A 7,013-nucleotide genomic window follows, 5' to 3' on the forward strand; every position below is an offset into this window, starting at 1 on the left:
TTCACCTGCGGGTACACGGTGTGCAGCGTCTCGTGCCGGCCGATCACATCGGCCACGGCCAGCTGCAGCGCCTCCACATCCAGCGCACCGGTCAGGCGCACCGCCACGGGGACGTTGTACGCGGCCGACGCCGTATCGAACTGGTTGAGGAACCACATGCGCTGCTGTGCCAGCGACAGCGGCACATTGTCGGGCCGCGGTGCGGCCGTGAGCGCCTTGCGATCTCCCGCGCCGGCGTGCTGCTCGACCTTGGCGGCCAGCCCGGCGACGGTCGACGCCTCGAACACGGCGCGCACCGGCACCCGCGCGTCCAGGGCCGCGCCGATGCGCGCGGCGACCTGGGTGGCGAGCAGCGAGTTGCCGCCGAGGGCGAAGAAGTCGTCGTCCGCGCCCACACGCTCGGCGCCCAGGACCTCCGCGATGACGCCCGCCACGATCTCCTCGATCGGGGTGGACGGCGCCCGGAAGGCGGTGGTCTCGAACTCGGGCTCCGGCAGCGCCTTCCGGTCCAGCTTGCCGTTCACATTGAGCGGCAGGGCATCCAGCACCACGAAGGCCGACGGCACCATGTACGACGGCAGCGCCGCCGCCAGCGCCGACTTCACCAGCGGCACATCGACACCCGAGCCGGACGGCACCAGGTAGGCCACCAGGCGGTCACCCGTCTTGGCGTCCTGCTTGGCCAGCACCGCGGTCTGCGCGATCTCCGGCAGCGCCAGCAGCGCCGCCTCGATCTCGCCGAGCTCGATACGGAAGCCACGGATCTTCACCTGGAAGTCGGTGCGGCCCCGGTATTCCAGCTCGCCGTTGCCGGACCAGGCGACGAGGTCACCGGTGCGGTACATGCGCTCGCCGGTCGCGAACGGGTTGGCCACGAAGCGATCCGCGGTCAGATCCGGACGCGCGAAGTAGCCGCGGGCCAGCTGCGCACCGGCGAGGTAGAGCTCGCCGGAGACGCCGTCGGGCACCGGGTTCAGGCGCGCGTCGAGCACGTAGACCCGCGAATTCCATTCCGGCGCACCGATGGACACCGAACCCCGATCGGCATCGGTGACCCGGTGGCTGGTGATGGACACCGCGGCCTCGGTCGGGCCGTACAGGTTGAACAGCCCGGCGTCCGGATTGCCCGCACGGAAGCGCTGCGCCACTGTCGCGGGCAGCGCCTCACCGATGGCGAGGACCCGCCGCAGTGAATCGTTCAGCGTCCCTTCGGCCGCGGTGAGCAGCGCGTCCAGCATGGACGGCACCACGTGCAGGGTGGTGACCCGCTCGCGCGCCATCAGCTCGTTGAGGTACGCCGGATCCCGGTGTCCGTCGGCCGCGGCGATCACCAGGCGGCCACCGGACACGGCGGCCGACCAGAATTCCCAGACCGACAGGTCGAAGGTGGCGGCGGTCTTGAGCAGCACCGCGTCGTCCGCGCCGAGCTCGAATTCCGCTCTCTTCCACTGCAACTGGTTGGCGATGGCCGCGTGCGGCAGCGCCACGCCCTTCGGGCGACCGGTGGAGCCGGAGGTGAAGATGACGTACGCGGTGTGCTCGGGCCGCAGCGGGGCGACCCGCTCGGCATCGGTGACCAGGCCGGGGTTCCCGCCGGACAGCGCGAGCTCGTCCAGCCGCACCAGCGGCGCGATATCGGTCGTGAACTCGGCCGCGGCATTGGTCAGCACGCACACCGGCGCGGCGGTTTCCAGGATGTACCCGGTCCGCTCGGCCGGCTGGTCCGGGTCCACCGGCACGTACGCGCCACCGGCGACCGAGACCGCGTACATGGCCACGACCAGGTCGACGGAGCGCCGCAGCGCCAGCGCGACCCGCGCCTCCGGGCCCACGCCCAGCGAGATCAGGTGGCGGGCAAGGCCGTTGACCCGGGCGCTGAGTTCGGCGTAGGTCAGCGTCTCGCTGTCCGGTCCGATGAGCGCGATGGCGGTCGGCTTGGCCGCCACCGTCGCATTGAGCATGGACACCAGCGTCGCGGCCGAATCCACCTGGTGCGCGGTGGCATTGCGCCGCTCCAGGATCTCGGCCCGCTCGGCCCCGGCCAGCAGCTCGATCTCGCCGACCGCGGTGCGGGGTGCGGTCACGATCTCGCGCAGCAGGTGCACGAACCGATCCGCGAAGCCGTGCACGGTGTCCCGGTCGAAGATATCGGTGGCGTAGGTCAGGATGCCGGTGATGCCCTGGGCCGCACCGTCTTCGCCGTAGATGTCGGAGACGATCAGGTGCAGGTCGAACTGCGACAGCTCGGTGTCGACGTCCAGGCCGGACACGCTCAGGCCCGGCAGTTCCAGGGTGGAGCGGGTCAGGTTCTGGAAGGACAGACCCACCTGGAACAGCGGGTGCCGCGCGGTCGAGCGGGCCGGGTTGAGTACCTCGACCAGGCGCTCGAACGGCACGTCGGCATTGGCGTAGGCCTGGATGTCGGTCTCGCGCTGGCGCGCCAGCAGCTCGGCGAACGGCTGCCCGCCGTCGACCAGCGTGCGGAACACCAGGGTGTTGACGAACATACCGATGAGGTCGTCCAGGACGGCCTCGCCACGACCGGCCATCGGGGTGCCGATGGCGATGTCGTCGGAACCCGACAGGCGCGACAGCAGCACGGCCAGCGCGGTGTGCACGACCATGAACAGCGTCGCGCCCTCGGCGCGGGCCAATTCGACCAGCGCCGCGTGCAATTCGGCGTCGATGCGGATGTCGATCTTGCCGCCCGCGAAGGTCTGCACCGCCGGACGCGGCCGGTCGGCCGGGAGGTCCAGCTGATCCGGCAGACCGGCGAGCGCCTGCGCCCAGTAGGCGACCTGCTTCGACGCCAGCGATTCCGGATCGTCCTCGCTGCCCAGCAGTTCGCGCTGCCAGATGGAGTAGTCCGCGTACTGCACCGCCAGCGGGGTCCAGCCCGGCTTCTGCTTGATGGAGCGCGCCGCGTAGGCGGTCATCAGGTCGCGGGTCAGCGGGGCCACCGAGGAACCGTCACCGGAGATGTGGTGGATCACCAGGGCCAGCACGTATTCCGCGGGCGCGGGGCCGTCCGGGTCCACGACCGGGAACTGGCCGGTGGGCTCGATGTCGGCGAAGTCGAAGGTGTAGGCCGCCGCGTGCGCCGCGGCCTCCGACGGCCCGCGCGTCGCGGCACCGGACTCGGCCGCGGGAGCCGGGACCTCGCCCTCGATCTTGAACAGCGCCACCTTGATCGGCACCTCGACGGTCACGTCGAAGGCGGTGGAGGTCAGCTCGACCACCGCGCCCACCACCTCGTCGGCGGTGACGGTGCGCACCTCGAGCTCCGGCACGGCCTGCGCCGGCGGCAGGATGACCTGCACCGGCCCGTCCTCGGTCTGCGGGTAGATGGTCCGCAGGATCTCATGGCGGGCAACCACATCCGCGATGGCGGCACGCAGCGCGTCCTCGTCCAGCAGGCCCGACAGCCGCACCGCGACCGGCACGTTGTAGGCGGCCGAGGCGGTGTCGAAGCGGTTGAGGAACCACATGCGCTGCTGGGCCAGCGACAGCGGAATGTTGTCCGGCCGCGGTCCGGCGGTGAGCGCCTTGCGGCCGCCGGCGCCGGCGTCGCGTTCCACGCGGGCCGCGAGTGCGGCGACCGTGGACGCCTCGAACAGCAGTCGCACCGGCACCCGGGTGTTGAGCGCCTCGCCGAGGCGCGCGGCCACCTGGGTGGCGAGCAGCGAGTTGCCGCCCCACGCGAAGAAGTCGTCGTCCAGGCCGATGCGGCCGGATTCGACGCGCAGCACCTCCGCGAACACGCCCGCCACGATCTGCTCGATCGGGCTGACGGGGGCGCGGAAGACGGCCTTCTCGAAGGTGGGCTGCGGCAGCCCCTTACGGTCCAGCTTGCCGTTGGCGTTGAGCGGCAACGCGGTCAGCGGCATGAAGACCGACGGGATCATGTACGACGGCAGTTCGGCGGCCAGCGCCGACTGCAGCTGCTGCTTGTCGGGGTCGCCGTCGCTGCCGACGATGTAGGCCACCAGGCGGTCGCCGAGCACCGGATCGGTGTGCGCGACCACGGCCGCCGAGGCGACGGAATCCAGGCGCAGCAGCGCGGATTCGATATCGCCGAGCTCGATGCGGAAACCGCGGATCTTCACCTGGAAGTCGGTGCGACCCCGATACTCCAGCTCCCCGTTCTCCTGCCAGGCCACCAGGTCACCGGTGCGGTACATGCGAGAACCGTCGGCGGCGAACGGGTTCGCCACGAACCGATCCGAGGTGAGATCCGGGCGACCGAAGTAGCCGCGCGCCAGCTGCGCACCGGCCAGGTACAGCTCACCGGACACCCCCACCGGCACCGGCCGCAGGCGCGCATCCAGCACGTACACCTGGGAGTTCCACTCGGGCGAGCCGATGGACACCGACAGCTCGTCGCGGGCGGTGACCCGGTGGTTGGTGACCGACACCGCGCCCTCGGTCGGGCCGTACAGGTTGAACAGCTCGGTGCGCGGCCGCTCCCGCAGCACCCGCTGGGCCAGCGGTCCGGGCAGCGCCTCACCGATGGCCAGGATGCGCCACAGCGAATCCGGCAGCCCGTCGGCGAGCAGCGCGTCCAGCATGGACGGCACCACGTGCAGGGTGGTCACCCACTCGCGGGCCATGAGCTCGTTCAGGTACGCCGGGTCCTTGTGGCCGTCCGGCGCGGCGATGACCATGCGGCCACCGCAGGCCGCGGCGGACCAGAACTCCCAGACCGAGAGGTCGAAGGTGGCGGCGGTCTTGAGCAGCACCGCATCCGCCGGGTCGAGCCCGAATTCGGTGACCTTCCACAGCAACTGGTTCACGACCGCGCCATGCGGCAGCGCCACACCCTTGGGGCGGCCGGTGGAACCGGAGGTGAAGATGACATACGCGGTGTTCGCGGCCGTCAGCTCGCGCGCCCTCTCGGCGGCCGTGATCGGCTTGGCCGAGTGGCCGGACAGGTCCAGCTCGTCGATGCGCAGCACCTCGGCCAGCTCGGATTCGAAACCGACTGCCGCCGTGGTGAGTACGGCCTTGGGCGCGGCCGTCTCCAGGATGTAGCCGACGCGCTCGGCGGGCTGATCCGGATCGATCGGCACGTAGGCGGCACCGGACTTGGCGACCGCGTACATGGCGACCACCAGGTCGGTGGACCGTCGAATGGCCAGGGCCACCCGGTCTTCCGCGCCGATGCCGCGCGCGATGAGCTCGCGGGCGAGCTGGTTCACGCGGGCGTCGAGCTCGGCGTAGGTCAGCTGCTCGGTGCCCTCGGCGGTGTCGGCGACTATGGCCACGGCCTTCGGGTCGTCGGACACGGCCCGGTCGAGCAGCGAGACCAGGGTGGCCTCGGAACCGCCGTCCATGACCGACTCCACGTCCTGCGCGGTGTTGTTCCACCGCTGCAGGATTCGCGCGTTCTCGTCCTCTCCCAGCAGGTCGAGGTCGCCGACCGCGACGGTGGTGTCGGCCAGGATGGCGTCCAGCACCCGCACGAACCGGTCGGCGAAGGACCGCACGGTCGATTCGTCGAACAGGTCGGTGGCGTAACCGAATTCGGTGAGGATCTCGGCCGGGGTGCCGTCCTCGGTGTACCGGTCGTAGAGCGTGACGTGCAGGTCGGTTTTGGCCAGCTGCGAGTCGAATTCGACTGCGGCCACGTGCAGGCCCGGCAGTTCGAAGGCGGTCTCGGCCAGGTTCTGGAACGAGAGGCCCACCTGGAACAGCGGGTTGCGCGCGGTGGAGCGGACCGGGTTGAGCACCTCGACCAGGCGCTCGAAGGGCACGTCGGCGTTGGCGAAGGCCTCGAGGTCGCGCTCGCGCACCTCGGAGAGCAGGTCGGCGAAGCTCGCGGCGCCGTCGACCTGGGTCCGGAACACCAGGGTGTTCACGAACATGCCGATCATGTCATCGAGTTCGCGTTCACCGCGGCCCGCGATCGGGGTGCCGACCGCGATGTCGTCGGTGCCGGACAGACGGGCCAGCAGCACCGCCAGGGCTGCGTGCACGACCATGAACAGCGAGGCGTTGTTGGCGCGCGCCAGCTCGTGCAGCTTGGCGTGGCGTTCGGCGTCGATGTCGAAGCGCAGCGCCTTGCCGTGGAACGACTGCGCCGGGGGGCGCGGCCGGTCGGTGGGCAGCTCCAGCTGGTCCGGCAGCCCGGTCAGGGTGCGGGTCCAGTACGAGACCTGCTTGGCGGCAAGCGATTCCGCGTCGTCCTCGCGGCCGAGCACCTCGCGCTGCCACAGCGCGTAGTCGGCGTACTGCACCGGCAGCGGAGCCCACTGCGGCACATCGCCGTTCACCCGGGCCACGTAGGCGGCCATGATGTCGCGCGCCATCGGGCCCATGGAGGAGCCGTCGGCGGAGACGTGGTGGACGGTGAAGGCCAGCACGTGCTGGGTGGTCTCGCTGTCCGCGATGCGGAACATCTTGACGGCGAGCGGCACCTCGACGGTGACGTCGAAGGTGGTCATGGCGAATTCGATGACCTTGCCGAGCAGTTCGGCCTCGGTCACGTCCTCCGGCACCAGCGTCAGATCGGTCTGCGCGGTGGACAGCACCACCTGGTGCGGCCCGTCGGCGGAGCGCGGGTAGACCGTCCGCAGCACCTCGTGACGGGCGATCACGTCACCGATGGCCTGCTTCATGGCGTACAGGTCCAGCGCGCCGGTGAAGCGGACCGCCAGCGGAATGTTGTCCACCGCGGAAGTGCTGGTGTCGAACTGGTTGAGGAACCAGTAGCGCTGCTGCGCCGGGGACAGCGGCAGGTGCGCGGGCCGTTCCCCGGCGACCAGGCTCGGACGCCGGCCGGAACCGGCATTGCGTTCCACCCGCGAGGCCAGCGCCGCGACGGTGGACGCCTCGAACAGATCGCGCACCGCCAGCTGGGTGTCCAGGGCCGCGCCGAGGCGGGCGGTGACCTGGGTGGCGATCAGCGAGTTACCGCCCAGCTCGAAGAAGTCGTCGTCCAGGCCGACCCGTCCGACGCCGAGCACGTCGGAGAAGATGCCCGCCACGATCTCCTCGATCGGGGTGGACGGGGC

General features: G+C 70.7%; 1 protein-coding gene. It reads right to left on the reverse strand.

From position 1 onward, the window contains the following. Positions 1–7,013 (reverse strand): amino acid adenylation domain-containing protein (locus tag ACFXHE_RS43870; protein ID WP_379391687.1); only part of this gene is annotated, 7,013 nt, incomplete at both ends.

Origin of the sequence: Nocardia sp. NPDC059229 (genome assembly GCF_042754165.1) — a bacterium.
GTDB lineage: Bacteria > Actinomycetota > Actinomycetes > Mycobacteriales > Mycobacteriaceae > Nocardia.